Raw genomic sequence first — 24,756 nt, forward strand, 5'->3', positions numbered from 1 at the left:
TGTGAGCACATAGGGTTCAAGGGTGCTCGTACTGCATGGCCTCTGCACGACCGACGGCGTCCTCGCGCTGTGGGCCGAGGACTCCGGGCTGCCCGCCCGCAGCGAGAGCACGAGACGGGACGCGCCCCACCCGTTCGCCGCGACGACCGAGACGCTGGCCGCCGTGCTCGGGCTGGAACCGCTCAAGGCGACCACCCGTGCGTTGCTGCTGCCGTCGTTCTCGTCCGGTCCGATGGCGTCGCCGGAACTGGTGCGCGACCCGCTCACCGCCGGACGTGCCCAGCGAGGCAAGGTGCAACTGCGGCAGTGGGGCGTGCCCACGGTCCGGCTGCACGGCACCCCGGAACGTCCCGCCGAGATGCGGCTGAGCGACTCGGCGCGGTTCGTGTTCGACGTGGCCGGATTTGCCGCTGACCTGGTCGAACGTGGCCGCGTGCTGCCCGCCGTCGCACCGGATCAGCCCCGTGCGCGGTGGGTTCCGGTGCTGTCGGGAACGGACTCGGCGCGCTTCGCCTCGTTGCAGGCCGCGATGCCGCCCGCATGCCGCTGCGAGGAGATCGCCGGCGACCCGGGCGAACTGGTCCGTGCGGCGCTCACGACCGCGGTGGACGAACAGGTGCGCGCCCGTCTCGAAGGCGTGGCACTCGCACCACAACGACGCAGGACCACCGCTGAGGCGTGGCTCGCCGCGCTCACCGGCGAGCCCACGTTCGACGCGGACCCCGTCGAGCTCTACGAACTGCGCGAGCAGCTCGACCGGTGGCGGACCAGCGCGGGCACCGAGAGCCCGGTGCGCACGTGCTTCCGGTTGCGCTCGCCCGAGCAGCGCAACGAGGAGGAGTGGGCCGTCGAGTTCCTGCTCCAGGCCGTCGACGAACCGAGCGTGCTCGTGCCCGCGCAGCAGGTGTGGTTCGCCGACGACGGTGTGCTGAGGCGCTGGATCCCCGCACCGCAGGAACACCTGCTCGCCGACCTCGGGCGCGCGAGCAAGCTGCACCCCGACCTCGACGAGGCGTTGCGCGGCCAGCACCCCTCCGAGCTGGAGGTCGGCGCGGAGGGCGCGTACCGGTTCCTGACCGCGGCGCCCGCACTGGCGCAGGCCGGGTTCGGCGTGCTGCTGCCGTCCTGGTGGCAGCAGACGACGAAGCTCGGCCTGAAGCTCACGACCAAGAGCCGCGGCACGGCCGGGACCGTCGCGAAGGAGAGCGAGATCGGCCTGAAGTCCATCGTGGACTACAAGTGGGAACTCGCGCTGGGCGCGGACACGCTGACCGACGCGGAGCTCGCCGAGCTGGCCAGGGCGAAGGTCCCGCTGGTCAAGGTGCGCGGACAGTGGGTGCAGGTCGACCAGAAGCGGCTCGCGGCCGGGCTCGCGTTCCTCAAACGCGGTGGTGGCCAGATGACCGCAGCGGAGGTCATGCTCCACAGTGGACTGACGGAGGCGGACGAGAGCCTGCCGCTGCCGCTGGTGGACGTCGAGGCGGACGGCTGGCTCGGCGACCTGCTCACCGGCAAGGCCGACGAGCAGTTGGAACCCGTCGACCCGCCGGAGAACTTCGGCGCGCGGCTGCGCCCGTACCAGCAACGCGGCCTGGCGTGGCTCGCGTTCCTCGACAAGATCGGCCTGGGTGCGTGCCTGGCCGACGACATGGGGCTCGGCAAGACCGTGCAGCTGCTGGCGTTGGAGGCGCTGAACCGCGCCAACGGCAAGCGGCCGCCGACGTTGCTGATCTGCCCGATGTCGGTCGTCGGCAACTGGCAGCGCGAGGCCGCGCGGTTCACGCCGGAGCTCAAGGTGCACGTGCACCACGGCGCGGACCGGCTGGACGGTGACGCGTTGCGCGAGGCCGTGGAGAGCAACGACCTGGTCCTCACCACGTACTCGCTGGCCGCGCGCGACGCGGACGCGTTGGCAGACCTCACCTTCGACCGCGTGGTGCTGGACGAGGCGCAGAACATCAAGAACAGCGCGACCCGCCAGTCGCAGGCCGTGCGGCAGCTCAAGGCACGGCACCGCGTCGCCCTCACCGGCACGCCCGTCGAGAACCGGCTGGCCGAACTGTGGTCGATCATGGACTTCGCGAATCCCGGTGTGCTCGGCACGGTCAACACGTTCCGCGCCCGCTTCGCCGTTCCCGTGGAGCGCCACAACGACCAGGACGCCGCCGCCCGCCTGCGCAAGATCACGAACCCGTTCGTGCTGCGGCGCGTGAAGACCGACCCGCGCATCATCAGCGACCTGCCGGACAAGGTCGAGATGCGCCAGCTCTGCAACCTCACCCCCGAGCAGGCGTCGCTGTACCAGGCCGTCGTCAACGACATGCTGGAGAAGATCGAGGAGGCGGACGAGGGCATCGAGCGGCGCGGACTCGTGCTCGCGACCATGTCGAAGCTCAAGCAGGTCTGCAACCACCCGGCCCACTTCCTGGGCGACGGCTCCCGCGTCGCGGGACGGTCCGGCAAGCTCGCGCGGCTGGAGGAGGTGCTGGAGGAGGTGCTCGCCGAGGGCGACAAGGCGTTGTGCTTCACGCAGTTCACCGAGTTCGGCAGCATGCTCGTGCCGTACCTGGCCGCGCGCTTCGACACCGAGGTGCTGTTCCTGCACGGCGGCACCTCCAAGGCTGCGCGTGACCGCATGGTCGAGCGCTTCCAGGACAAGCGCGGGCCGTCGTTGTTCCTGTTGTCGCTCAAAGCGGGCGGGACCGGGCTCAACCTCACCGCCGCGAACCACGTGATCCACCTGGACCGCTGGTGGAACCCCGCCGTCGAGGACCAGGCGACCGACCGCGCGTTCCGGATCGGGCAGCAGCGCAACGTGCAGGTGCGCAAGTTCGTGTGCATCGGCACGCTGGAGGAGCGCATCGACGCCATGATCGAGGAGAAGCGCGCGCTGGCGCAGTTGGTGGTCGGAGCCGGTGAGAACTGGCTGACCGAGCTGTCGACGGCCCAGTTGCGCGACCTGCTGTCGTTGTCGGGGGAGGCCGTCGGTGAGTGAGCACTGGTCGGGGGAGTGGCCCCGGTACGGCAGGACCATCAAGGCGGACAACGGGATCAAGGCGCGCAGCCAGCGCGGTGACATCGGCGCGACGTGGTGGTCGCGGCGGTTCATCGAGGTGCTGGAGTCGTTCGGGATGGGCGGGCGACTGGCCCGCGGGCGCAACTACGCGCGGCAGGGCCAGGTCCTGTCGCTGTCGTTGTCCACGAGCATGGTCATCGCCCTGGTACAGGGATCGCGGCCGACGCCGTACAAGGCGCGGATCGCGATCAAGTCGTTCACCGGTGCCGAGTGGCAGCGCATCGAGCACGCGCTGGCCGGGAAGGCCCTGTACGCGGCCAAGTTGCTGGCGGGCGAGATGCCGACGGACATCGAGTCGCTGTTCGCGTCGCTCGGGCTGCAACTGTTTCCCGCCACGCAGCGTGAGCTGACGATGGACTGCACGTGCCCGGACTGGGAGGTGCCGTGCAAACACCTCGCCGCGACCTGCTACCTGCTCGCGGAGTCGTTCGACAACGACCCGTTCGAGATCCTCGCGTGGCGCGGGCGCGGCCGTGAGGAACTGCTGGAACGGCTGCGGACGTTGCGCGGCACCACGCTGGCGGCCCCGGCGCGCGAGGAGGCGCCGCCGCTGACGAGGTGCCTGGACACGTTCTGGCACAAGCAGACCACGACGAGCCTGAACCTCGGTGACCCGACCGCGGAGGTGCGGCCGGACGCGGTGCTCGACCAGCTCGACTCCGTGCCCATCACCGTGGGCGGGGCCTCGCTGGCCGAGCTGGTGCGCCCGGCCTACCTGGCGTTGAAGCCCGCCGACTAGCGGACCCAGCCGAGCCGGAGGAAGACCGACTCGCCCGGCGCGTCGTCGAGGCCGTCGTTGTCGACGACGCCGACGAGGCGTTGCAGCGGCCAGGTGCCGATCACGGCGAGTCCTTCCGGCTTGTCGTGCGTGGCGGCACCGCCTGCCTCGAGCGCGGGGACGAGGTCCTCGGCGAGCTTCTTCGTGACCACCGGCTTCCCGGCACCCGCCGCGACCGGCGCGACGCGGCTGATGTCGACGCGGAAGACCTTCTTGGTCCTGGCCGCGTCACCGCGCTGGTTGTCGCGTTCGAGGACGAGCAGCGTGCGGTCGTTCAACGCCGTGATCTCGGACAGGCCGATCCACGCACCGGCCTGCGGCGCGTCGAGCGGGTACGCGGCGAACGCCCACTCGCCGGTCGCCGGCGTGTACCGGGCCAGCGTGGCCTGACCGGGCTCGTCGGCCTTCCACTCGCGCTGCACGGCCAGCCACACCTGCTCGTTCCCGCCGCTGCCGATCACCGTGACGCCCTCGAACCCGTTGCCGGTGGCCGTCTTCGCGACCGCCTCGGGCAGCGGGACCTCCCTGGTGACTGCGCCGTTCGCGGCGACCTCGAGCAGCAGGTTCGGCTTCTGCTTGCCGTCACCCTCGACCGCGATCCAGTACCCGCCGTTCTTGCGCGCGGCGATGCCCTCGCCGTCGTAGCTCGCCGGCTTGCCGTCCTTGGTGAGCGTCAGCTCCTCGCGCACCTTCGCCGGCGCCTGAACCGTGTCGATGGTCAGGACGCGGGTCGGCGTGTAGGCGGCGTCCGTGACGGACACGACGTCGCGGTGGTTGCCGGGGATGCCCGAAAGCCCGGACAGCGCACCGAAGTCGATGCCGTCCGACACGATCGACGGCGTGCCCTGGTTGCGCTGCAACGACACCGCGAGCGGCGTGCGCGTGAGCTGGTAGCCGCTCAGCGACGAGCGGATGCCGTCCTCGGCCGAGTCCTCCTCCGCCGCGACGACGAGCGTCCGGGTGGCCGGGATCGGCAGCAGACCCTCCGGCCCCACCCCGGTCGGCAACGCCTGCAGGAACTGCGGCCTGCGCGGGTTGTTCACGTCGTAGACGGCGACGAGGTTCGCGCGCTCCAGGCCGACGAACGCGTACCTGTCCCTGCCGAACGTCGCGACCGCCAGCCCCTCGGGCTCGACGCCCTTGTTGTCCGACCGCCCGTCCGGGTACTGCCCCTGCTCCACCGCGATCCGCTGCAGCTCGTTGCCCGAGGAGAACACGACCCTGCCGGAGTCGGCGTCGAACACGGTCCACGTGCGCGACCCGCCCAGGTAGTCCCCTTCGTCGGCGGTGCCGAGCGTGTGGTCGTCGAGCCACGCGACGGCGTCGGGCTCCCGCGCGGCTGTGATGGTCTCGCTCGGGTCGAACCTGCCGTCGTCCTCGGTGTCGACGTTGTGCACCGTCGCCGAGCCCGCCGGGAAGTGCTTGGTGATCCGGCCCGACTCGAGGTCCACGATCGCGATGTGGTTGTTCTCCTGCAACGTGACCGCCACCTGGTTGCGGCCGTTGATGCTCACGTACTCGGGCTCGGGGTCACGCGGAGCCACCTCGGCGATGCCGGTCAGCTCGACCTTGCGCAGCTGCCACTTCTCCGGGTCCTGCTTGATGTCCACGATGGTGAGGAACCCACCCGGCGCCTGCGGAATGGCGCCGTCGTCGACGTCCTCGTCCCGCTCGTTCTCGATGGCGATGGCCGCGTACCGGCCGTCCTTCGAGACGTCGATGGAGTCGGGCTGCCCGCCGAGCTCGTGACGCGCCACGACCCGGCGGCTCCCCAGGTCCACCACCAGCAGCGAGCCGGACGGCTCGGTGAACGACTCCGACGTGTTCACCGCCACCAGCGCGAGGTCGCCGACGACGTCCACCGACGTCGGCTCACCCGGCATCGCCAGCACCCCGTCGGGCGTCAGCTTCGACCCGGTCCTCGCGAACCCGATCCGTCTGCCCGGCGAGTCGGTGTAGACGACCAGCCTGCCGTCCGCCGTGGCGGCGGCGATCTCGGACGCCGTGTGCTCACCCGCGGAGGTGTTCCGGAACACCGACATCGTGTCGAACCGCTGGAACCGCGACGGCGCCGACGCCTGGGCGGGCGCGGCGGACGCGAGCAACACCACGGCCACCAGGCCTGTGCACAACCGGACCACTGGTCCTCCTCATCACGCTGTCGGAGGCGCGCATTGTGGCTGACGGAGTGGTCTGGGGGATGAACGTTCGCTGATCATCCGGGGTGGGCGGCCTCCTGGGGGTCGGGGCGCAACGGCCGGCGGCTCGTCACACGTGGGGTGGGCGGGCGGGAGCGGTTCGGGGTAGGGATGGTTCGAGGGCAGGATGGTGTGAGGGGTGCGGCCGGCACCTGCCCCCGAGACTGCGGAACCTTTGAGCCACCGGGCTTTCGGTGCTTCGGGTAGGAGGAGGCAGCTCGGCTCAGCCGCGCTCTACGAACGTGAAGGCAGCTCGGCTCGGCCGCGCTCTACGAACGTGAAGGCAGCACAGCTCAATCGAGCGGAGGCGGTGAGGCTGCGCCGCGTGCGAGCGGCGCGACTCTGCCTTGCTTTGGGTTGCGAAGGCGGTGGGGCCGCGCCGCGTGCGAGCGGCGTGACTCTGCCGTGCTCTTGGGTTGTGGAGGCGGCGGGACTGCGGCGCGTGCGGGTGGCGTGACTCTGCCTTGCTCTTGGGGTGTGGCAGCGGGACTCTGCCGCATGCAGGCAGAGCGACCCCGCCGTGCGAGGGCGGTGACTTCCCGCGCGCGGGCGGTACGGGCGGCGGGAAGGCGGCCGCCTCGACCCGATGAGGGCCGGCGGGCCGGGCGCTGTGGCTTGGGTGCGCTCGGCGGGTCTGGCGGCTCGGGTCTGGCGGCTCGGGTCTGGCGGCGGTGCGGTGAGGTGCGGGCGTGGGTGGGCGGCGCGGGCCGCCCTCGCCCGGTGGTCAGCGGGGGAGCTTTTGCCTGGAGCGGTTGGCCCAGAGGGTCACGCCGGCGCCGGCGAGGCCCACCTGGAGGGCCAGTTCGATCCAGTCGATCCCCGAGGTGTCGGAGACGCCCAGGACCGTGGCGGCTGCTGTGCCCAGCAGGGCGGCGACGATGCCCACGAGGATCGTCGCCGGCAGTGAGACGTGTTGCCTGCCCGGGACCACCAGACGGCCCAGGCCGCCGATGATGGCTCCGAAGAGCAGGGCTGTGAACAGGCCGCCGATTTCCACTGCGTACCCCCTGAGGCTCTGGTGCTTGCTTACTCCAGCCTCCGCCGGGGGCGTGGGCGGCGGATCAGGTCTTTCCCTGACTTTGCCCTGAGGTCGCCCCCAGCAGGGTGGCCGCCGCGGGGGAGAGTTCGCGGCCGGGCACGTCCGGGTCGCAGCCCACTCTGGCCAGGCGGGCCCTGATGGCCGTGGCGGAGCGGGCCATGTCGTCGGCGATCGACCTGATCAGTTTCGCCGCGTCCGGTTCCGGGGCGGTGAGCCACTCGGTGCGCAGCGTCGAGTCGAGGGTGTCGGTCCAGGGCTGGTTGGCGTTGGCGTGGCGGGACGGGCGGGAGCGCAGGCGGGTGTGGGCCGTGAGGACCCGCGCCAGCAGCTTGCCGACGGTGGCGCCGCCCTCCACCGGGAGGCGCAGGCGGCCGTCGGCCACCACCTCGCCGGAGTCGAGGGAGCCGAGCAGGTCGAGGACCATCGCGTCGGTCGTGTCGGTGGTCGCGCTCAGGCGGTAGTTGACTTCGCCGAGCTTGGTTTCGTTGTGGAAGGTGGATGTCATGGGGTCGACGTTAGGGAGGGGGTCTGACGGGAAATCGGGGGTGGAGGCCTCCGGACGCCCTTGGACGGCGGGAGTTCACTCGAAGGGGTGGCCGGTCAGCTCGAGGTCACCGCGTTGCGACCGGTGCCGATGTCCGCGACGTCCGCGGCGGCACGGCCCGCGCCCCACCCGGCGGCCGAGCGGACCGTCACGCGCGAGGTGCGCGTCCGCGTGAACATCTGCTCGAACAACGTGTCCACGGCCTGCTTGCGCTCGGCCAGCACCGGCAGCAACCGCTCGTCCTCGACCACCGGCGACTCCTCCACCGCCGTCAGCCGCTCGCCGATCCGGGACGCGTAGGCCACCAGGAACGACTTCCGGAACGGCCGCGAACGCGCCTCGCTGCCCTTCCCGGACTTGCCGCCGGCGGCGACCATCGCCCGGGTGGCCTGCACGAGCAGGGACGTCGACAACAGCTCCACGCTCTCCAGATCCACCTCGTCGCCCACCAGCGCGACGAACCCGAAGCCGTCGTAGGCCACCGCGCGCGACCGGAACGCCCCGGCCACCACGTGCACGAGCTGCGACTTCTCCTTGAAGTAGCTCTTGTCTAGCCACATCCGCCGCGAGGTCGCCTGCGCCGGCAGGTCCGCGTCGAGCATCGCCCGCTCCAGCGCGTGCCGGTTCATCAGCTCCTGCGCCTTGGCCGACAGCGCCTCGGCCTCCTCCGGGAACGCCGTGGACTCGGCCTTCGCCAGCAGGCCGCGCACGCGGTTGAGCACCTTCGGGTCGAGCCCCGCGCGCACGGCGGACATCAGCGCGTCACCCGGCAACGGCAGGATCAACGGCAACGACGGCAAACGACCGATGAACTTCAACAGCTCGGCAGCGGTGCGTTCGGCGTACGAACCAGTCTCGATGTGCCGCGACGCCCACGCCTCCAGCAACGGACCCTCCCACCACACGGAGGCGCCGATCTCGTCCAGCTGACGCTGCCACCGCGGGTGCACGGTGCTCGCCGCATGCGGCGAACAGGACAAAGCGATCACGTCCACCACGAGAGAGGTGGCGGACTCATCGAGAGAACGCGACACGATCTCGCGCACGTCGTACGGCAGCCAACCGCGCTCCCACAGCGCATCGACCGCTTTCACCAGTTCCACGCCATGCAGTATGAGACGTCCGCCATGTGCCAAGGTCGGGGACCACCTGGTAGACACGGGATGTGATCGAGCTCCAGTTCCGCGGCCGGACGGTCGTCCGCGACCGTGCACTGGTGATGGCGATCATCAACCGCACCCCCGACTCGTTCTACGACAGGGGCGCCACCTACGCCGAGGACGTGGCCATGGAGGCCGTGCACCGCGTCGTGGACGAGGGCGCGGACATCGTGGACATCGGTGGCGTGAAGGCCGGTCCGGGCGATCTGGTCGATTCCGGCGAGGAAGTGCGTCGCGTCGTGCCGTTCATCGCACGCGTGCGCGCCGCGTACCCGGATCTCATCATCAGCAGCGACACCTGGCGTGCGGACGTCGGCAGGCTCGTCTGCGAGGCAGGTGCCGACCTGCTCAACGACACGTGGGCGGGCGCGGACCCGCAGCTCGCCGAGGTCGCCGCGGAGTACGGCGCCGGCTACGTCTGCTCGCACACGGGCGGTGCGCGGCCCCGCACGCGTCCGCATAGGGTGAGCTACCCGAACCTCGTCGCGGACGTCGTCGCGGAGACCACGACGCGCGCGGAACGGGTGGTCGCACTCGGTGTGCCTCGCAAGAGCGTGCTGATCGATCCCACACACGACTTCGGCAAGAACACGTGGCACAGCCTCGCGCTGGTGCGCCACACGGACGCCTTGGTGGCGACGGGGTGGCCGGTGCTGATGGCGTTGTCCAACAAGGACTTCGTCGGGGAGACCCTCGGCGTGGAACTGCACGAGCGCGTCGAGGGCACCCTCGTCGCGACCGCGATCGCGGCGTTGGCGGGCGCCGCGGTCTTTCGCGCGCACGAGGTGGCGCGCACCAGACGAGTAATCGAGTCCGTCGCTCGACTGTGAGCTGGAGGTATCAGGTGGACGACGTCTTCGCCCGGTTTTCGGACGACCGGTGGGACGACTTCCTCGACGAACTCGACAAGATCCGCGTGAGCGTGGTGGATCCCGCGGAACGGCAGCAGCTGAAGGCGACCGCGCGCCGCGACGCGCGGGAGGCGGCCGCTCAGCCGTTGCTCGTGCGGATGGCGCTCGCGGACCACTACCTGAACCTGCTCGCCGTCGGCGTGTGGGCGGGCGACGAGAGCTGGCGTGCCGAACTGCGCGACCTGGTCGTCTCTCTCGTGCCCGAGGACGACGAGACGCGTGACGACGCCCTGCTGAGCTCTGTCATCGCCGTGGTGCTCGCACAGCTGCTCCAGGACGCACGGCTGCGTGGCGGTTCCGAGGCCGATGTCATCGCACGGTCGGCGTGGGAGAAGGCCCAGGAGTGGGCGGCCTACGCGGAGGACCGGCACGTCGAACGCCTCCTGCACCACTCCACGGAGGCCGGTGCGCGCGTGGTGACGGCTTCTGAGGTCCAGGAGGTCGTGGAACTCGCCACGGCCGCCGCGGACGACCAGCACGCCGAGACGATCGCCGCGCTGGAGACCGAGGGCTTCACGGCGGAGTTCATGAACGGCGTGTGGGTCGTGGAGGGTGAGTTCCGCAACGCGGTACGGGCCGCCGCGCGCGCGATCACGCTCACGGGCCACGGTTGCGTCCTCGCGCGCAACATCAAGCAGTCCACCGTGATGCTGTGGCACGAGAACACGCTCGCCATGGCGGACTCGAAGGTGCCGCGCTGGCGCGTCTACCCGATCCTCGCGCCCGTCACGCCGCAATCGAAGTTTTCCGGCGGTGAAGGCCTGCCGTTCACCCGCGAGACACACCCGTTGGCACCCGCTCCGGAAGTCGTGCGCCGGTTGGCCGACGCCGTGGGCGTCAACCTGTCTCATCTGCTGGCTGCATTGCGGTAAAGGGGTGATCTTTGCCTTTCCGCTACCTCGACTCGTTATCTTGGTGTCATGCCCAGATTTGCCGAGTTCGATGTGGAAGGCCTGCGCAAATCCAGCGCTGTTGCCGACTTTCCCTGGTCAGAGACGTGGGTCACGCTGATCCGCGTGGACTCCAAGGGAGTTGTCCGGCAGGCCAAGTCGTTGACCGAGAAAGTTTCTTTGCTGACCGTCGCGTCAGACAAGGACCTCGTCATCGCGTCCTGCCCGGAGATTTACGCTGTCGACGACCTGTCGGCCGCCCGTGCCGCCGTCAAGGCTTCGGTCGCACGCGAAATGATCCCAAGCCTCGGATGAATGACTCCCTCCACTCGGGCTCAGCGGCGAGCGCGAGTTCCGGGAAACGCCGAAGGAGCGTTGCGAAGGCGATCTCACCCTCGACACGAGCGAGCCGCGCCCCCACGCAGTAGTGGACGCCGTGACCGAACGCGACGTGTGGGTCCCGCCCCAGCTGCACCACGTCCGGATCGGAATACCGGGAAGGATCCCGGTTCGCCGCCCCCAGTGAGACGGTGACCTGCGAAGATCTCGGAATCGTGACCCCTCCGACCACCACGTCGGCAGTGGCGACACGACCCACGCCCAGTGACAACGGCCCGTCGAGGCGCAGGAACTCCTCGACGGCGTCCGGAACCAGGGCCGGCTCCTCGATCAGCGCCCGCTTCAGCGCAGGATCGCGGAGCAGCGCGAACAGACCGTTGCCGATGAGCTGCACGGTCGTCTCATGCCCTGCTGTGATGAGCAACACGAGCGTCATCACCAGGTTCGGTTCGTCGCGGAGCTCGGTGATGACGTCGTCACCGGGCTCCTTGGACGCCAGCAGCCGCTCGACGTAGGCGGTGAACCTCCCGAACGCCTCGGTCATCGTTGCGGGCTCGATCAGCTCCGCGGAGAGCGTTCGGACCTCGTTTCTGTCCTCTTCGGGCACACCTAGGAGTTCACAGATGACGGTGATCGGCAGGGGATGGGCGAACGTCTCGATGACGTCCACCTCCTCCGCGCCCTGCCACGCGTCGAGGAGTTCGTTGGCGATCTCCTCGATGCTCGGCCGAAGGGCTTCCATGCGCCGTGTGGTGAACGCGCGCGCGATGGGCTTGCGCAGCTGCGTGTGTTCCGGCGGATCGGTGTGGTTGAGCATGCCGCCGGGGATGACCGCGCTGCTGAGTCCGGGGTGGCCGAGCGCCTGCACGACGTCGTCGTAGCGGCTGATCACCCAGGACCGCCGGCCGTCCGGGGTCTCGGTCAACGCGGGCCCCTGCTCGCGCCACCGGTCGAAGTACGGGGTCGGGTCGGTGAAGAAGCTCATGCCCTCATCGTGGTGTTCGTGCTGGTCAGGGGCATGAGTAGGTGATCACCCATCTTGGCGTCGCCCATCACCTAGCCTGAGCCCATGGGGTGGCCGTTCGTGGGGAGGGACGCCGAACTGACCGCGGTCCGGCGTGCCGTGCGGGGTGCCGGGCTGATCGTGGCGGGCCCGGCGGGCGTGGGCAAGACGCGGCTGTTGGACGAGGTGGCGTGCGACGTCCGGCTGCGTGCCACGGCGGCGATGTCGGAGATTCCACTCGGGGTGATGGCGCCCTTCCTGCCGTCGGTGAACTCCTCTCCGTTGGCGATGCTGACCAGCGCACGGACCGCGTTGCGTGGACGCGTCGTGGTGGTGGACGACGTCCATCTGCTCGATGACGCGTCAGCAGGACTGCTGCACCAACTCGTGCAACACCGCGAATCCGTTGTGGTGGCGACGTTGCGGTCGGGCGAACGCGCACCCGACCCGGTGGTGGCGCTCTGGAAGGACGAACTGCTGCCGCGCATCGAACTCGACCCGCTCGGCCGTGCGGCGGTGGTCGAGGTGTTGGAGACCGTGCTCGGCGGAGTGCTGGACAGCGTCACGGCCGATCGGCTGTGGACGGCGTCGGCCGGGAACATGTTGCTGCTGCGAGAGATGCACTTCGCTGCGCAGTGGGTGTCGCACGGCGGTGTGTGGTCCTTGGACGGTCCGCTGCCGTTGTCGCCACGGCTGGTCGAGCTGATCGAGGCACACCTCGCCGTCGTGCCCGCCGAGGAACGCCGCGTGCTCGAACTGCTGGCGTTCGGTGAGCCGCTGGACCTCGCCGCGTCCGAGGCGCTGGACGGCCTCGTGACCGTGACGGACGAGGGGCTGCGGCTCGCGCATCCGTTGTACGGCGAGGTGTTGCGCGCGCAGTGCCCTCCTCTGCGCAAGCGCAACCATCAACGACACCTGGCTTCGTTGCTGGACGATCCGCTGCGGGTAGCGGTGTTGAAGCTCGACAGCGGTACGGCGGATGATCCCGAGCTCTTGCTGAAGGCCGCGCATCTCGCCAGCGCAACGGGTGGTGTTGTTCTGGCGGAACGACTCGCACGCGCCGCATGGTCCGTCGGTGGTGGTGTGGAGGCCGGTCGGGTGCTGGCCGAGGTACTGCTGTTCACCGACCGCCCGGAGGAGGCCGAGGAGGTCTTCTCGATGGTCGCCACGGACGACGACCCGATCGAGGTGCGCACGATGCGCGCTCTGAACCTGGGCTGGGGACTAGGCCGCAGCGAGGAAGCCGCCGCGATGCTGGAGATGGACCTCGCACGATCCGTGCTTCTGTTCCACGCGGGCAAGTACGACGAGGTGCGCGCGCTGCTCTCGTACGACAAGCCGGACGAAGCGGCGGTCCTCGCGATGGCCGACGTCGTACAGGGCAGCTACACGAGACCGTTCCCGGTCGTCCCGCCGACTCCCGAGGCAGGGCTCGGCCTGGAGACGATCGTGTTCGCCGAGGTGTTCGTGCACTCCATGCACGGCGATCTGGCACAAGCGGAACGTCTTGCCGTGCAGGCCTACAAGAAGAAGACCGAGTGGGATTCCATGCGGTCGACCTGGGCGGTGGCGCTCGCCGGGCTGGCGAGGGCGGGCGGACGGCTGCTGGAGGCGCGGCGGTTGCTGCTGGAGGCCCGGCCCGCGCAACCGTTCGCGCGCTTGTGCGAGCTGGCGCTGACCGAGGCGATGCTCGGCAACGACGCGCGGTCGTTGCTGGCGGAGGCGGAAGAGCGGACGCCGCAGGGGATGCGCCCGTACAGCCACGGGGTGTGGCTGGCGCGGATCTGGGCGGGCGGCGTGTCGCCGTTCGACGCGGTGGCGGACGCCCGTGCGCACGGTGAGTTCGCCTTCGAGGCGTTGCTGCTGCACGAGGCCGTGCGTCTGGGACACGCCGCCGAGTCTCACGAACGCCTGCGCGAACTCGCCGAGACGATCACGGGTCTGCTCGTACCGGTCTTCGCCGAACACGCCGAGGCGTTGGTGCGCAACGACTCCGCCGGGCTCGTGCGGGTGGCCGGGCGGTTCGAGGCAGGCGGCTTCGCGTTGCTGGCGGCCGAGGCCGCAGCGGAGTCGGGCGACCGTGCGCTGTTCACGAGACTGATGGCGCGGTGCGAGGGGGCGCGAACACCGGCGTTGGCACGGATGACGCTGACCCCGCTGACGAGTCGCGAACGTGAAGTGGCCGTGCTCGCCGCGCGGGGACTCACGAACAAAGAGATCGCGTCGTCGTTGGTGATCTCCGTACGGACCGTGGACAACCATCTGTCCAATGCGTACTCGAAGCTCGGCATCACGACCCGCGGCGAGCTCGCGTTGGTCCTATCGGATGACGCGGGCGGTCAGGGATAACGTCCGGCATGGGTCCGAACGACAGGCCGGACATGAGCAACGGGTACGCGGTCGTCGACGTCGAGACCACCGGGCTTTCACCAGGTCAGCACCACCGGGTGATAGAGGTCGCCGTCGTGCACCTCGACGGGGCCGGGCGCCGGACCGACGAGTGGTGCACGCTCGTCAACCCCCGCCGCGACCTCGGCGCCCAGCGCGTGCACGGCATCAGCGCCGCGGACGCCCGGCGCGCACCCGAATTCGCCGGCATCGCCGGTGAGCTCGCCGCACGACTGTCGGGACGGGTGCTCGTCGCGCACAACCTGTCGTTCGACCTGCGGTTCTTGCAGGCCGAGTTCGCACGGCTCGGCCACGAACTCGGCGCGCTGACAGGGCTGTGCACGATGAACCTCGCCGGCCGCTACCTCGGCGCATCGTCGCGGTCCCTCGCCGCGTGCTGTGAGGTGGCCGGAGTGCCGATGGGAACCGCGCACTCGGCACTGCACGACGCACGGGCATCGGCGGGACTGCTCGCCCTGTGCCTGGACCGCGTCGGGCACGTGGAGCCGGTGCAGCTCACCGTGCCGCGGACCGTCAACGCGTTCGCTGTCCAACGCGGCCACGCACATGGAGCCGAACAGCACTTCCTGGCGAAGCTCGTGCGACTGCTGCCACGCGTGGAGATGTCGTCGGGTGACGAGTACCTCGACGTGCTCGACCGCGCGCTGGTCGACCGGCACCTGTCGCTGGAGGAGCAGGAGGAGCTGCTCGAAGTGGCGCGCGCACTCGACTTCGGCCTGCCACAGGTGATGGAACTGCACCGCGGCTACCTCGCTGCCCTGGCCGACGCCGCGTGGGCGGACGGCCGGCTGACCGCGGCCGAGGAGGCCGACCTGCGGCTGGTCGCGTCGTTGCTCGGCGTCGAGGTCGCCGGTGCGCTGCGCAGATCGGTTCGGCTCTCGCTGGGCGACCTCGTCGTGTTCACCGGCGAGATGCGCGAGAGCCGGGACGTGTGGGAGAGCCGGGCGTCGTCCGCCGGGCTCACCGTGAAGGCGGGCGTGACGAAGAAGACCGCGGTGGTGATCGCGGCAGACCCAGATTCCCTGTCCGGCAAGGCGGACAAGGCGCGCGCGTACGGAATCCCGATCGTGTCCGAGGACCTGTTCGCCGGGCTGCTCGGTCAGTTGAGCGGGTCTCGATGACGGAGGACGTGAGGCGCGTGGCGAAGCTGATCGGGGCGCGCAACAGCATCGACGCGGCGCTGGCGGCGTGCATCCGGCGCCCCGCCACGACGGGACACCTCGGCGACTGGATCGCGGCACGGATCCTCGGCATCGCCCTGGAACCGCAGGCCAACGCGAGCATCGACGGACGGCTGCCGGACGGCCGCACGGTGACCATCCGCTGGTACCCGAAGCGGGAGAACATCCTCGACCTGAAGGAAGAGGGCGGGCCTGAGGTCTACCTCGTGCTGACCGGTCCGAAGTCAGCCCCGGACAGCTCCGTCGGCACCACACGGCCGTTGGTCATCGACGCCGTGTACCTGTTCGAGGCCAAGGACCTCATGGACGACCTGCGCGCGCGTGGGCGCAGGATCGGTACGGCGTCCAGCGTGCGTGAGGAGTTGTGGGAGGCCGCGGAAATCTACCCGCGGCCCCACTCAGCGCTCAACGACGATCAGCGAGAACTGTTGGCGTTGTTCAGTCATCGGCCGTGAGGCTGTGTCCGTCCCAGGTGAAGCGCACGGTCGTGACGGCGTCGTCTCCGTCCGTGCCGGTCGTGAGCTGGTGGATGGCGATGCCGGTCAGCTCCCGGTAGTCGCACCACTCGTGGTCCGAGGTGAGCACCAGGTCGAGGTCGAAGTTGACCAGCAGCTCCAGCAGTTGGCCGCGGTTGGTCGCGTCGACGCCGACGAACACCTCGTCCAGCAGGATCAGCCGGGGCGCGGTCGGGGTCGCGTGGTAGTGCGCTGCTGCTGCGGCGAACAACGGCAGGTGCAGCACGATGGCCTTCTCACCGCCGGACAACGCGCCGTGCACGCGTTTGGTCACCGGGACCCAGCCCTCGCCCCTGTCGACCTTCACGACGAACTGGTGCCACGTCGTGTAGTCGAGCACCTGGGCGAGTTGTTGTTCCCAGCCCGTTGCGGAGTCGTGTGCGCGTGCTTCTTCCACGCGCTCACGGAAGAACTGGTGCAGCAACGCGCGTTCGTCGTCGTTCAGGTCTGAGCGCAGCAGCAGGTCGCGCGCCTCGCGGGTGCCCGGCGGCAGCTGCGGATCGACCTGCCAGTCGAGCTGCACGCGGATGCCCGACGCGGTCTGCACGCGTGCCAGGTGGTGGTTCATCGTGCCGACCAGCGCGGTCGCGCCCTGGATGCGCTGCGCGATGTGCCGGCGGGTGTCGCCGGTGAGGGTCTGGTCGAAGAGGTCGCGCTCGACGTCCGTGATGTGCGTGCGCACGCGGTCGCGTTCGGCCTTCAACGTCTGCAGCAGGGCGTGCGCACCCATGCGCGTCCCGTCCAGCGTCGCGGTCAGCACCGTGACGTCGTCGTCGGGGTCGAGCGACAGTTCGATGCGTCCGCCCAGCTGCTGCTGCGCCTCGTGCACGGCCATGCCGAGCTTCGACTCCGACTCGCGGATCAGGCGCGGGTCGACGATGACGTCGGGCACCTCCCCGGCGTCGGCGGGCAGGTGGGCGCTGGTCAGGTGGCGATGACGAGCTTCGGCAGCCTGGTGCACCACAGTGGCTTCCGCGGCACGTGCGGTGTCGTTCTTGCGCTTCTCCTCCAACGTGCCGAGTGTGCGCGCCAAGCCCGTTTGCTTGTCTTGCAGCAGTTCGCGTCGTTCGGCGATGTCGAGTGCCTTGGCGCGCAACGTGATGAGCTGCTGGTCGAGGGCGTGGAACTCCGCGCCCGCCGCCCGTTCGACGGTTTCCAGCGTGATGGCGAGGTCGGTGGCCTCCTGCTGACGGGCGGCCGACGTCTCCTCGGCCTCGTCGGCCAGCGTGTTGGACAGCGACGCGCGCGTGCCGGCCTCGACCGACAGCGCCTCGGTGGTGAACGCGTCGTGCCGGTCGTCGAGCCAGCGGTGGCAGGCGCTGCCGAACGCCGTGAGCTCCTCGGTGTCGGGGACCTCCGTGCCGACCGTGTGGCGGGCGACGGCGGCCTCCGCCTCGGCCACCTGCCGCGTTGCCGCCGCAACGGCGTCGTTGCGCGCCGCACACCGCAGCTGGGCCTTGTCGCGCTGCTCCTCGGCGACCTCCATGGGGTCCTTCGAGGGCTGCCGCGCGAGTTCGCCCGCGAGCGTCGCGCGGCGCACGGAGATCTGGTTGCGCGCGGCGTCCACCCCGGACAGATCGGTCGCGAGCTGTTCGATCAGGCCGGTGAGCTCGGCGATCCGGCCGCTGCGAGCGCGTTTGCGGGCGTCGGCGCCGATGTAGGTGGGCACGGGCTTGGCCCAGCTGCCGTGCGCGTTCGCAAGCCGCCACGTGCCGTCCGCGCCGATCGCGGCCGCGTGCCCGGACGCCGTGTCGCCGAACGCGATGGTCTCCAGGAACCGGTGGCACCGCTCGTCCTCGGTGACCAGCACCTCCAGCAGCGTCGTGCCGGCGGCGGGGCCGACCAGCAGTGGTTCGCCGAAGCGGTCGTGGGCGGACACGTCGAACGAGGCGTCCTGCGTGATCCACGCGTCGAGCAGGCCGGACGCCTCCAGCGCGGCCTCGACCGCGGCGCACACGGCCGGCGGGGTGCCCGGGCGGAAGTCGACCAGACGCCACAACGGAGCGCCCGCGGCGGATGCGCGATAGGCGCCGTCCCGCGTGTAAGGCGCCGGTGGTGGCACATCGACCTGGTTGGCGAGCTTCTCGCGGATGGACCGGTACTGCGTGAGCTGGCTGTTCAACGCCGCGCGCGTCTCGTCCAGCCGCGCCTCGATGCGGCTGAACTCCTCCCGCGCCATCGCGGCGGCCTCGACGATCTGGCCGTGCTCGTGGATGTTCAGCTCGGCGCAGCCGCGCGACCACGTGTCGAAGTCCGCGAGGAACTTCGCAAACGCTTGCTCGAACGCCTTCTGCGCCACGGCCTCCGCTTCGTTGGCCTGCTCCAGCTCGTCGCGGGTCTCGTCGAGCCGTCGGCGTGCGGCGTCCCGTGCGTCGACAGCTCTCTTGTGCGCGGCAACGGTGCGCGTGATCGAGTTGATCTCGGCCGACCGGGCCTCGACGGCCGCCGTGAGCAGCTGTCGGCCCGTGCGCGCGTCACCGCCCGACTCGATCTCGTCGAACACCGACGCCATGCCGGCCCGCGCGGCGGCCTCCCGTGCGACTGCGGCGGACCGTCGCAGTTCATCAGCGCGTGCGGCCGCATCGGACTTGGCCTGCCCGGCCTGTTCCTCGTCCGCCACGGCCCGTGCGCGCAGTTTCGCGGCGTGTGCGGCCGCCTCCGACGCACGCAGGCTCGCGGCGGAAAGCTGCTGCCGCAACAGGTCGAGCTGCTTGCCCTCCTGGTAGGCGGGCAGGTCGGAGATGCCGGAGATCTCCGCCTCGACCGCGCTCGCCTCCCGTCCCAGCGCCGCGAGCTGGTCGAACGCCTCGTCGGTCAGCGTGATCTGCCGCTGGTAGCGGCGCTCGCTCATGCGGGCGGCCCTGGTCAGGTCCTCGAGCTGCTCGGTCGACGACTCCAGCGCCCGCGTGGCCACGGCGAGCACCCGCTGGGCGTAGACGCGCTGCACGTCCGCCAGCCGTTCGGCGGTGGCGATCTCGTCGTCGAGCCGCCGCAGCCCCTCGCGCCGCCGGTCGAGCCGTTCGAACCCCTCGGCGATCTCGGTCAGGTCGGACTGGTCGAGCGGCGGAAGTGCCTTGGACAGCAACGACGACAGCACGCTCGGGTCGAGCCGTTCGGACAGCTTCGGCGTGCGCAGTTGCAGCAGCGCGGTGATCAGTGAGTCGTACCGTTGCTCGGTCACGCCGGGGAACAACGTCGTCCGCACCGTGTTGCGGTAATCGGCCGGAGAGGTGTGCACGACACCGTGCTCGCCGATGGCCGCCGTGAGGTCGGTGGTGGTCAGCGGGCGCCCGGACTCGTTCACCAGCGCCAGGTCGCCGATGCGCTGCGACGTCGTGAAGTAGGTGGCTCCGACGTTCGACGTGTTCGTGGTGGCCTGCAGACGCGCGCCGCACGTGAACCACTGCTCGCCCTGCTGGAACTCGAGCCACACGTACCCGACGCGCGTGCTGTTGCCCTGGGCACCCTCGCCCATGAGGTTCCAGTGCATCGTGCGGTCCGCACTGCCGAACGTCGACAGGCGGTGCGGACGCAGGTTCGCGTCGAACAGGTATGGCAGCAGCAGCTCGAGCGCCTTGGACTTGCCCGTGCCGTTGGGGCCTCTGAGCAGCAATCTGCCCTGGTAGAACGAGAAGATCTCGTCGTAGTAGCGCCAGACGTTGATGATGCCGGCGCGGCTGGGTTGCCACCGGTCAGTCATGCAGCTCCTCGACCGCGTACCTGGCTGCGGCGGGCAGCCTGTGAACGGTGCCGTTCTCCGTGCGCGCGAGCCCGAACGCCTCCAGCAGTTCGATCCCGTCCGCCGCGAGCCTGCCGGCGCCACCGTCCGACTGGTAGGCCTTCGCCCACGTGCGGAACTTGGTGAGCAGCTCGCGTGATTCCTCGACCAGATCTTCTGTCGTGGCAGGCCCTCGTGCCAACCGGTCGAGCAACAACAACGCGGCGACTTTCGCGTTGTTGTCGTCGTCCGGGAACCTCGTGTCCGTGGCGATCGCGTCGGCGTCCACCACCACGTACCCCTCTTTGCGCTCTTCCAGCGTGCAGCCGGCGAGCGTGATGCCCGTCTGGACGACCTTGCGCCCGGCCGGCGAACTGAGGAACGCGAGTTGCGTGGCGCTCAGGTCGTCCTTGTAGACCACCGGGTCGTCGATGAGCCTGCGCATCACCGAGTGCCGCTGCCACAGGCTGCGGTGCGCGGTGTCGTAGCGGGTCTCGGTGGTGAGGGCCTCGACCGTGTCCACGGTGGACGGCGGCACCGGCGCGGCCAGCAGGCGCGTGATCAGCGTCGGATCCGCGTGGACCTGCTCGTTCAGCTCCACCGCCCCGTGCTCTTCGAGGAACGTCAGCACGTCGTTGAACGCGTTGCGGTCACTGCGCCGCGCCGAGTCGAAGTCCGGCAGACGCGCCGTCAGCTCGTCGAGCGTCGTCGTCGGTGTGGTCAGCAACTCCGCACACACCAGACACAGCAGGACGTACCGCCTGCGGTCGAACGCCGGACGCGTGCGATCAGGCCGTGACGTCGTTTTGAACAACCGCGCGTATCCGGCCCGTGGCTCGACCACGACCCGCCAGCCGCAGTAGTAGTCGAACCACTTCGTGATCGGTTCGCGGCGCCTTCTGATGAGGTCGAACCCGTCGTGGTCCTGCCGTGCGGTCAGCAACGGCCGTGCGAGCAGCAGCCGCACACCACGCGCGACCTCCTCGCTCTCCAACCGTGCGAGCTGGTTTCCCGTGCGGCTCATCGGCTCTGCACGTCGATCACGTAGTCGGGCCCGCTCAAGGTGCCCTTCTGGGTGGTCATGGTCGCCCAGCCCCGGGCGTTGCGGAGGTTGATCTGCATCCGCCCGTCACTCGTTCCCGCCGAGCGCGTGCCGGTGCTGTCCGGATCGCTGCCGAGCGCCCGCCCCACCAGGTCGATGAGCCGGTGGAACGTGTCGTGGTCGAGGTTCGTGAGCGTGGAGATGCGGATCGCGCCGTCCGTCTGGATCTGCGACCACGCGTACTCGAGCTCCGCGCGTTCCCGTTCCGCCTGCTCCCGGCGGTTCCGGCGCACCTCGCCGACGTCGCGGACCTTCCCGGTCGCCCCGATGTGCTCCTGCTTGCCGGTGGCCCGCAGCTGCGGCGACACGGGCACCGGCGGCGTGTTCTCCCACGCCTCGGAGGTGGACAGCAACTCGCCGTCCTCGTGCGCGAGATGAGCGTGCCGCGACGAGTAGAGCCCGAACGCGGCGTTGAACAACTCGTGCGCCTCGTCCTCCGTCTCGGTCCGCGCGAACCACTGGGCCAACGCCCGGAAATCAGCAGCGGTGTTCGTGGGCTTCTTGCGCTGCTCACTGATGCGATCGAGCACGCGCAGCAGCTGCACGATCGCTTTGCGCGACACGTCCTGCAACTCGTCCACGCGCGGAGGGTTGTCCACGAACCACGCCTTGAGGTTCCTCCACCGCTCCTTGCGCTCGTACAACCACGTCTCGTCGTGCAACACCCCCGCCCCGTTGAGCGCCTTCGCGTGCAACTCCCCGGGATCGAGCTTCTCGACCGCCTCGCGAATCCGCGCCTTGCGCCCGTCCAGGTCCGCGATGAAGTCCCGCAGGTAGGTGACCGTCGTCCGCTTGACGTCCTGGAACGTGGCGAGGTCGGCCTGCTCGTCCCGCAGCAGCCGCTGCAACTCGGCGTTGAACCGCGTGGTCCCACCGGTGAGCGCGTCGAGGTGCCCTTCGAGCTCCATCAACGAGCTGAACACCCGCCCGTCGCTCAGCGGCTCCGCGAGGTCGTCGAGCCGGCCCGCGATCGCGTCCAGCACGGCCGTCTGCAGCGACCCGTTGGTGGCGAGCGTCGAGAGCGCGTGCCGCAACCCCTCGTACGCCGCCTCGCCGAGTTTCGTCAGCCCGTACCGGTGCTGACCCGCGTCCACGAGCCCCCACTGACGCAGAGCGTTGAGGGACGCCTGCAGCTCGTCGTCCGTCACCTGCTCGGCCCAGCCGACGCTCCTGAGCCGTTGCTGCACGTCATCGGCGGTGAGGACGGTCTCCAGGCGCTCGTTCGCCACCCCGAACACGCGCATCACCGCAGTGTGCAGCTCCGCGTGCGGGGCCGTGGTGAACCGGAACAGGTCCGCGGGCACCCGTGGAAACGTCGTCACCTGTGCCACCGTAGCTTGTCGGAGTAGGGCTTTCGGGTGACACCTTGAGCCGTCACCCCGCCAGGTCGCCCAGCAGGTCGTCGAGCACGAGTTCCTCCTCGATGCGGCGGCCGGTGTGCTGCATCGTGGTCGTCAGCACGGGATCCCAGTGAGCTGCTGGCCGACGTCACCGGCGGCGCGGTAGGACGCGGTGTCGAAGCGCGCCACGCGGTGAAAGGCCCGCGACCGTGCAGCACGTTCGCTATGCGAATCCCACCCGGTCGAAGTCGCCGTGGTAGCGCAGGGTGCCGCGTGGAGACGATCAGGCGGAGCAGGTGCATGACAGCGGCGCCGAGCTGACCGCTCGTGCAGACCAGCGGCGGGCACGAAGGTCCGAGGTGGTCGGCCGCGGCCGCCACGAGGACGGGGTTCTCGCAGACGAAGACGGCGGGCGGGGCAAAGCGCGGGGGATCACGGACGAGCTGGTGCAGCGGGGCCTGTTCAGCAGTTGCCTGAACACCTGCTCCGCCTTCGCGGGATCGCGGTCGGCCAGACGTCGGAACACCGCCGGCGGGACGGAGTCGTCCTTCAGGTAGGGGCTCACCCGGTTGCGGTGGGCGCGGTCGCGGATGACTGTGGCCTGGCCGGCTCCACGCTCCCCGGCGGCCTGCCGGGCCTTGTCGAGGCGGCAGTCCCCAGTACTCCGGCATCCGCTTCGCATACTCCGCGCCGGTCATGACGACCTGGTCGGTGCCGAAGAACGACAGGAGGTGCTCGCGGTCCTCGCGCTGCAGGTTTCCAGCCGAGCTCCAGGTTCTCCTTGTCGCGGAAGACAGATGCCTTGTCGGTCGCAAACGAGCGCAGGACGGTTTCGCACACCTCGCCCCGCATCGACGCGGGTGGCGGGCTGCATACGCCGCTGACCATCCACTCGTCGGCCACCGGCACGACAAGACCGGCCAGGAACGACCGTTCAGGCATCTGGTCGAACAGCGAGGACCCCGTGTCGGAGCGGATCCGGTGGCTCTCCGGCTCGCTCGGTCGCCTTCCGGTTACCTGACGGGGAGGAACCTCGGCGGCAGGTCCGAGTCCTCCGAATCCTCGCCAGGTCGTAAGCCGGTTCGACCAGCAACGCGATGCCGCTGGCGTCCCTGCATGACGACCTGCTCCGGTCATCGCTGGAACTTGGAAGCCGGCTTGTCTCTCGGCTGTGTGGCGGTGGCAGACCGGCGGTTGCGGTGCAGGAGGTAGGTCGTGGCCGCGGCGACGACTGGTATGCCCAGACCTCCGAGGAGGTGGCCGGTCTTGTTGGCCTCCACGTTCACGGCAAGGCCCCATTCCTCACTCGACGTCCTGCTCCGGCGGACGCGCTTGGTGGTCATCGGTACCTGCGTGCCGATGTCGGCGGGAGTCAGCATCGAGTTGTCGCTGTGGTAGTGATCGCGCCTGCCGTCATTGGCCACGACGGTCGCCGTGCAGTCCCAGAGCAGGCCGAACGCCCACCAGTTGCGATGGCACGAGATGTCCTGCGCGTAGCCCATGACGGGCCCACCCGATGCTGCGTCACCGTTGAAGGCCAGAATGGCGGCCCCTGTGCTGTACAGGGCAACCAGCCACATGATCACGGTGACGACGCTCTTCCGGCTCACGAGAGGAAGTTCCGGTTGAGGGCGTCGCGCGCCGGGTTCGTGTTCTCCAGGCGTCGGGCCATCTGAAGGTTGGACAGAGGCTTGGCGATGACGGTGCCCATGAGGACCAGCAGAACCACCACGACCTTCGCGAACCTGCTCTCATAGGGCTGGTCGACCGCCTCCCAGTCACCCGAGAACAACGTCACTGGGGCGGGCTTGCCGATGTCGTCCGGCGTGAACTGTGACTGGCTCATGGTCTGCGTGACCTTGGTGCCCGTCTGCGGGGCCACTTCCACGGTGCACCTCCAGACGACGCCGAGGTAGCGCCAGTCCCGGCCGCAGGACTGAGCCACACCGGTGCCTTGTGTTCGCAGCGCGACGATTCCGTCGTCGTCGATGTGTGCTACGACGAACACGCCGTGCACGAAGTAGGCGCCGTACAACGCCAGAACACCGATGGCTGTGTTCCACGGCCATTGGGCGCGGAGGCGTTGTGCTTCCGCGCGTCGTTTCGCTGGATCGGCCGGCCATCCGAAACGGTCGCGCGGCCAGAGCGCGAAGGCACCGGTAAAGGCCAGGATGATCAGGGCGAACATGCCGATCACGTGCCACGGCATCGGGCTGAACGACGCGCGTGCGGGGCTGAACGTCGGCGGCGACTTCTTGTAGGTGAACTTCTCCATCGGAACCTTGGTGCCGATGTCGGCCGGGGTCAGCACCGAGGAGTCGTTGGTATACCTGTACTGCTTGCCGTCGGTGTCAGTCACGACCGCTGAGCAGCTCCACCGGGTGCCCAGCAGGAACCAGTTGCGTGAGCACTGGATTTCCTCCGCGGTCGCTACTGCTGGGCCGCCGTCGCCCCGGTCCGCCCAGAAGGCGCCGACGAAGGCCGCGAGGTACAAGCCCAGCACCAGGCAGGCGACGGCGTTGCGGCGTTTGCGGTACTTCGTCACGTGCCGTC

The 24,756-nt window shown here is 69.7% G+C and carries 18 protein-coding genes and 2 pseudogenes; 8 read left to right on the top strand and 12 right to left on the bottom strand.

The features are described from left to right. Nucleotides 1–22 precede the first annotated feature (22 nt). Together QSK25_RS12795 and QSK25_RS12800 are read left to right on the top strand one after the other, a co-directional pair. Entirely contained in the window at nt 23–2,995 is a 2,973-nt protein-coding gene (locus QSK25_RS12795; protein ID WP_285638231.1) for a DEAD/DEAH box helicase, read from the top strand. Further along, nucleotides 2,988–3,815, top strand: a complete 828-nt coding sequence (locus QSK25_RS12800; RefSeq protein ID WP_285638233.1) for an SWIM zinc finger family protein — start codon at nt 2,988–2,990, stop codon at nt 3,813–3,815. The genes QSK25_RS12795 and QSK25_RS12800 overlap by 8 nt, the downstream gene beginning before the upstream one ends. On the opposite strand, the gene QSK25_RS12805 is transcribed toward QSK25_RS12800, so the two are convergent. The 4 genes from QSK25_RS12805 to QSK25_RS12820 form a co-directional block, all read right to left on the bottom strand. Beyond that, on the bottom strand, nt 3,812–5,995 hold the full coding sequence (locus QSK25_RS12805; protein ID WP_285638235.1) for an esterase-like activity of phytase family protein: 2,184 nt from the start codon (nt 5,993–5,995) through the stop codon (nt 3,812–3,814). The genes QSK25_RS12800 and QSK25_RS12805 overlap by 4 nt on opposite strands. Nucleotides 5,996–6,776: 781 nt before the next feature. Then, nucleotides 6,777–7,049 carry a GlsB/YeaQ/YmgE family stress response membrane protein gene (locus tag QSK25_RS12810; protein ID WP_285638237.1) on the bottom strand — a complete coding sequence of 91 codons (273 nt, stop codon included), beginning with the start codon at nt 7,047–7,049 and terminating at the stop codon, nt 6,777–6,779. A 64-nt stretch (nt 7,050–7,113) separates the two neighbouring features. Continuing rightward, nucleotides 7,114–7,596, bottom strand: a complete 483-nt coding sequence (locus tag QSK25_RS12815; RefSeq protein ID WP_285638239.1) for a hypothetical protein — start codon at nt 7,594–7,596, stop codon at nt 7,114–7,116. A 95-nt stretch (nt 7,597–7,691) separates the two neighbouring features. Beyond that, complete coding sequence (locus tag QSK25_RS12820) at nt 7,692–8,738, bottom strand: DUF2786 domain-containing protein (RefSeq protein ID WP_285638241.1); 1,047 nt, start codon at nt 8,736–8,738, stop codon at nt 7,692–7,694. A gap of 62 nt (nt 8,739–8,800) precedes the next feature. On the opposite strand from QSK25_RS12820, the gene folP reads away from it, so the two are divergent. From folP to QSK25_RS12835, 3 genes are read left to right on the top strand one after another with little or no spacing between them, the layout of a single operon-like run. Further along, the gene (gene folP, locus QSK25_RS12825) at nt 8,801–9,625 is read left to right on the top strand and encodes a dihydropteroate synthase (RefSeq protein ID WP_285638243.1); all 825 of its coding nucleotides are present in this window, start codon (nt 8,801–8,803) and stop codon (nt 9,623–9,625) included. Between the two features lie 14 nt (nt 9,626–9,639). Beyond that, nucleotides 9,640–10,578, top strand: a complete 939-nt coding sequence (locus QSK25_RS12830; protein WP_285638245.1) for a hypothetical protein — start codon at nt 9,640–9,642, stop codon at nt 10,576–10,578. Nucleotides 10,579–10,626: 48 nt separating this feature from the next. After that, the gene (locus QSK25_RS12835) at nt 10,627–10,911 is read left to right on the top strand and encodes a hypothetical protein (protein WP_285638247.1); all 285 of its coding nucleotides are present in this window, start codon (nt 10,627–10,629) and stop codon (nt 10,909–10,911) included. On the opposite strand, the gene QSK25_RS12840 is transcribed toward QSK25_RS12835, so the two are convergent. Next, nucleotides 10,868–11,920 carry a cytochrome P450 family protein gene (locus tag QSK25_RS12840; RefSeq protein WP_285638249.1) on the bottom strand — a complete coding sequence of 351 codons (1,053 nt, stop codon included), beginning with the start codon at nt 11,918–11,920 and terminating at the stop codon, nt 10,868–10,870. The genes QSK25_RS12835 and QSK25_RS12840 overlap by 44 nt on opposite strands. Nucleotides 11,921–12,004: 84 nt before the next feature. On the opposite strand from QSK25_RS12840, the gene QSK25_RS12845 reads away from it, so the two are divergent. From QSK25_RS12845 to QSK25_RS12855, 3 genes are read left to right on the top strand one after another with little or no spacing between them, the layout of a single operon-like run. Next, entirely contained in the window at nt 12,005–14,287 is a 2,283-nt protein-coding gene (locus QSK25_RS12845; RefSeq protein ID WP_285638251.1) for a helix-turn-helix transcriptional regulator, read from the top strand. Between the two features lie 8 nt (nt 14,288–14,295). Next, the gene (locus QSK25_RS12850; RefSeq protein ID WP_285638253.1) at nt 14,296–15,468 is read left to right on the top strand and encodes an exonuclease domain-containing protein; all 1,173 of its coding nucleotides are present in this window, start codon (nt 14,296–14,298) and stop codon (nt 15,466–15,468) included. 17 nt (nt 15,469–15,485) lie between these two features. Then, nucleotides 15,486–15,983 (top strand): hypothetical protein, encoded by a 498-nt coding sequence (locus QSK25_RS12855; protein WP_285638255.1) that lies wholly within the window; start codon nt 15,486–15,488, stop codon nt 15,981–15,983. Here the strand turns inward: QSK25_RS12855 and QSK25_RS12860 are convergent. The 7 genes and pseudogenes from QSK25_RS12860 to QSK25_RS12880 form a co-directional block, all read right to left on the bottom strand. After that, the gene (locus QSK25_RS12860; protein ID WP_285638257.1) at nt 15,967–19,743 is read right to left on the bottom strand and encodes a TIGR02680 family protein; all 3,777 of its coding nucleotides are present in this window, start codon (nt 19,741–19,743) and stop codon (nt 15,967–15,969) included. The two genes, QSK25_RS12855 and QSK25_RS12860, sit on opposite strands and share 17 nt — an antisense overlap. Continuing rightward, a complete protein-coding gene (locus QSK25_RS12865) occupies nt 19,736–20,785 on the bottom strand; it encodes a TIGR02678 family protein (protein ID WP_285638259.1) in 1,050 nt (349 codons plus the stop codon). The genes QSK25_RS12860 and QSK25_RS12865 overlap by 8 nt, the downstream gene beginning before the upstream one ends. Further along, nucleotides 20,782–22,185: a TIGR02677 family protein gene (locus QSK25_RS12870; RefSeq protein ID WP_285638261.1), complete on the bottom strand. Its 1,404-nt coding sequence runs from the start codon at nt 22,183–22,185 to the stop codon at nt 20,782–20,784. Before QSK25_RS12870 ends, QSK25_RS12865 begins: the two co-directional genes overlap by 4 nt. Nucleotides 22,186–22,237: 52 nt before the next feature. Then, nucleotides 22,238–22,333, bottom strand: a pseudogene (locus QSK25_RS45365) (DUF2399 domain-containing protein); the annotation flags it as partial. A gap of 55 nt (nt 22,334–22,388) precedes the next feature. After that, nucleotides 22,389–22,901: pseudogene (locus QSK25_RS45370) on the bottom strand (DUF2399 domain-containing protein); the annotation flags it as partial. A 435-nt stretch (nt 22,902–23,336) separates the two neighbouring features. Then, on the bottom strand, nt 23,337–23,813 hold the full coding sequence (locus tag QSK25_RS12875; RefSeq protein ID WP_285638263.1) for a DUF6346 domain-containing protein: 477 nt from the start codon (nt 23,811–23,813) through the stop codon (nt 23,337–23,339). Further along, nucleotides 23,810–24,748 (bottom strand): DUF6346 domain-containing protein, encoded by a 939-nt coding sequence (locus tag QSK25_RS12880; protein ID WP_285638265.1) that lies wholly within the window; start codon nt 24,746–24,748, stop codon nt 23,810–23,812. Before QSK25_RS12880 ends, QSK25_RS12875 begins: the two co-directional genes overlap by 4 nt. Nucleotides 24,749–24,756: the final 8 nt, after the last annotated feature.

This window comes from Lentzea sp. NBRC 102530, assembly GCF_030269365.1.
Taxonomy (GTDB): domain Bacteria; phylum Actinomycetota; class Actinomycetes; order Mycobacteriales; family Pseudonocardiaceae; genus Lentzea.

Coding starts and splice junctions, on each gene's coding strand:
- QSK25_RS12835 (WP_285638247.1), top strand. CDS start 10,627: ATGCCCAGATTTGCCGAGTTCGATGTGGAAGGCCTGCGCAAATCCAGC.
- QSK25_RS12860 (WP_285638257.1), bottom strand. CDS start 19,743: ATGACTGACCGGTGGCAACCCAGCCGCGCCGGCATCATCAACGTCTGG.
- QSK25_RS12865 (WP_285638259.1), bottom strand. CDS start 20,785: ATGAGCCGCACGGGAAACCAGCTCGCACGGTTGGAGAGCGAGGAGGTC.
- QSK25_RS12840 (WP_285638249.1), bottom strand. CDS start 11,920: ATGAGCTTCTTCACCGACCCGACCCCGTACTTCGACCGGTGGCGCGAG.
- QSK25_RS12845 (WP_285638251.1), top strand. CDS start 12,005: ATGGGGTGGCCGTTCGTGGGGAGGGACGCCGAACTGACCGCGGTCCGG.
- QSK25_RS12850 (WP_285638253.1), top strand. CDS start 14,296: ATGGGTCCGAACGACAGGCCGGACATGAGCAACGGGTACGCGGTCGTC.
- QSK25_RS12815 (WP_285638239.1), bottom strand. CDS start 7,596: ATGACATCCACCTTCCACAACGAAACCAAGCTCGGCGAAGTCAACTAC.